We start from the raw sequence: 2,316 nt of genomic DNA on the forward strand, positions 1-2,316 counted from the left end.
CATACGCAGTGACTTATAACTTCGGGAGGAAAACGATGGCGAGCATACAAATTAGTTGGGTTCATACCGCATTCTAACTCAGACTCCGTGCTTTACAATCTTTAGAACAAGTTAACTTGACAGTGCCCTCAAACGGCATCCGCACAGTCTGGACACGACAACACGACACTTTAATCTTTTTTGCCATTTAAAGCAGCTTCCTTTAAATTTGACAAAATATATTCAGTAGTCCATTTTTCTAAAGAAAAATCGGTTTCGAGCCATTCGACTAAAAGAGTGTCGTTTACGCTGCCTCTAGGAGACAATTTTAATTGTTCTGGTGTTAAATCATCTACTAATGTGCGAACCCAAGATTGTTCATCAATAATATACCAGCCTTGAAACACACCTAGAATCGAACTTGGGGTTCTTGTATATTTTGGCAGCTCATAATCATTAGCGGGAACGAATCCTTCAAGTACAATAATTTTCCTTCGGTATGCTGCGGCTACTGGAAAGCCTATAAAAAAGCGTTCAGGGGCTTTAACTAAGTTTTCTAAATCATTACAATCTTTTGTAAAAAAACCATCGAGTACTTTGATGCACTCTTTACCCTTTTCAGCACGAAGGTAGTGCAAATAAACCTTTCCTTTTTTGGTTAGGATAGAAAAAACATCACCCACTTTAATTTTGGCCATAATTAGTATCCAACTGTTTTAAGAAGTTCATAGCCGCGTTGTAGTTGCGCGGCATAACTCGGATTGGTACGTGAAATGCTGTTAATTTTATTGATTAATATCCCTCCGTTTTTACCCAAACCATTGATTTCAATCAATGCTTGCTCAACAGCGCGTGCGTCCGACCTAGAAAGATTTTGTAATAGAGGGTCAATTCGAATACCCTTTGATGCAAGATGTTCAGCTTCCCGCCGTGCTAAGTTATTAGTAATGCCCACATACTGCGTTGCACCTGTTACAGGATTTGTAGAGGTATATACACTACAACAGTTCGCATTATGCACCCATACACCGATTTCACCGACATGGTAAGTATGATAGTCCTCTATTTCAATGTTGTAAACGGTAGCGGTTTCATCGGTTAGCTCAGCGTGCGTGATACGCAGGGTTTGGTTCTGTGCGTCAACCAACTCTGTACCTGCTTCTAATAAACTCGCTTTAATCCAGCCGATGTCTTTCACCCAGAAAGGGTGCTCACTGGTTGTGCCGAATGTTTCGGTTTGACCATCCTTGTTCTGAACAGTGATTCGATAAATGGCTTGATCTGTAGTGACTTTAGTGGCAATGACAGGTTTATAGCCCATTGCGCCAGTAAACTCATCACGCGACCAAACCAGCTCACCACCGACAAAAGTCTCAATGGCCTTGAAGCCGCTGTCTGTTTGAATCAGCGTCCCAGCCTCAAAGCAAGAGCCTCCAGAACAAGCTTGAGCAACTTCCTCTAAAGCATTTTTCATGCCCTTAACATCATTCGCAGCTTTAGCGGTTAAATAGGCTTTTCGTGATTTTTGAATGACATCACCACCACCTGGAATAAGACCAATTGTCGCAAACACATAATCGCCAATGCTTTCCGCCTCAACGAAGCCCTTAATATCGCCAATAATTGGGACAAAATCAAGCCCTATGCTAATAGCATCTCTAATAGAAATCTTCTTGAGTTGTATTTCTTTAGATGCATCCGCAAGACCCCAATCTCCCGCAAATTGATTATTCACCACCGCATTATACCCCGCCGCCCCCGCAGTAACGGCATCTTCAAAGCTGCCACCTGTCACCCCACCGACGAGCGTTGCGGCGAGTGTTGAGATGGCTCGGATGTCTTCTTTCTCGGCGGTGGTGAGCTGGTCGGATGTTTTGCCGTCGTATCTGGTGTTGATGATGATTTGAGCGAGCGCTTCGCCTGTGACAGCACCTGCTGCGCCTGAGGCGGCGTCGTTGCCTGATAGGTAGGCGACGGCGGCACCGACGGCGGCGTGGGTGAGTAGACGTGCGGCGTTGTTCGCTTCGGTGTCGGGTTGGCGGTCGAAGTAGTCACCGACTTGGCTGGCAAGGAGTGGCGCGGCGGCGTTGGCAATGCCTTGTTGCAGATTGCCGCCTGCGGCACTGGCGAGTAGGCCTGTGATGGCTTGGGAGGCCATGTTGTATTTGCCACCTGGGGCGAAGTCTTTTTGGCCGTCAATGTAGGCTTGGTTGGTTTGGAAGTAGCTGCCCAATGTACCATTTCTGGACAGTGTTTCAAACACGGCTTGCTTTTGGCTTTCGGTGGGGTTCTCACCTAAGGCAGCGATGGCGGAGAGATAGGTGGGACTTTCTTTGG

2 protein-coding genes are annotated in these 2,316 nt (G+C 46.1%); both read right to left on the reverse strand.

Annotated features, from left to right (window positions below; all coding sequences use genetic code 11):
- Positions 1–170: 170 nt before the first annotated feature.
- On the reverse strand, positions 171–677 hold the full coding sequence (locus tag IE082_RS10975) for a hypothetical protein (protein ID WP_189493952.1): 507 nt from the start codon (positions 675–677) through the stop codon (positions 171–173).
- A 2-nt stretch (positions 678–679) separates the two neighbouring features.
- A partial coding sequence (locus IE082_RS10980) for a polymorphic toxin-type HINT domain-containing protein (RefSeq protein ID WP_189493953.1) occupies positions 680–2,316 on the reverse strand: 1,637 nt, incomplete at its 5' end.

Source organism: Formosimonas limnophila, from assembly GCF_014652675.1.
In the GTDB taxonomy this organism is placed as follows: domain Bacteria; phylum Pseudomonadota; class Gammaproteobacteria; order Burkholderiales; family Burkholderiaceae; genus Hydromonas; species Hydromonas limnophila.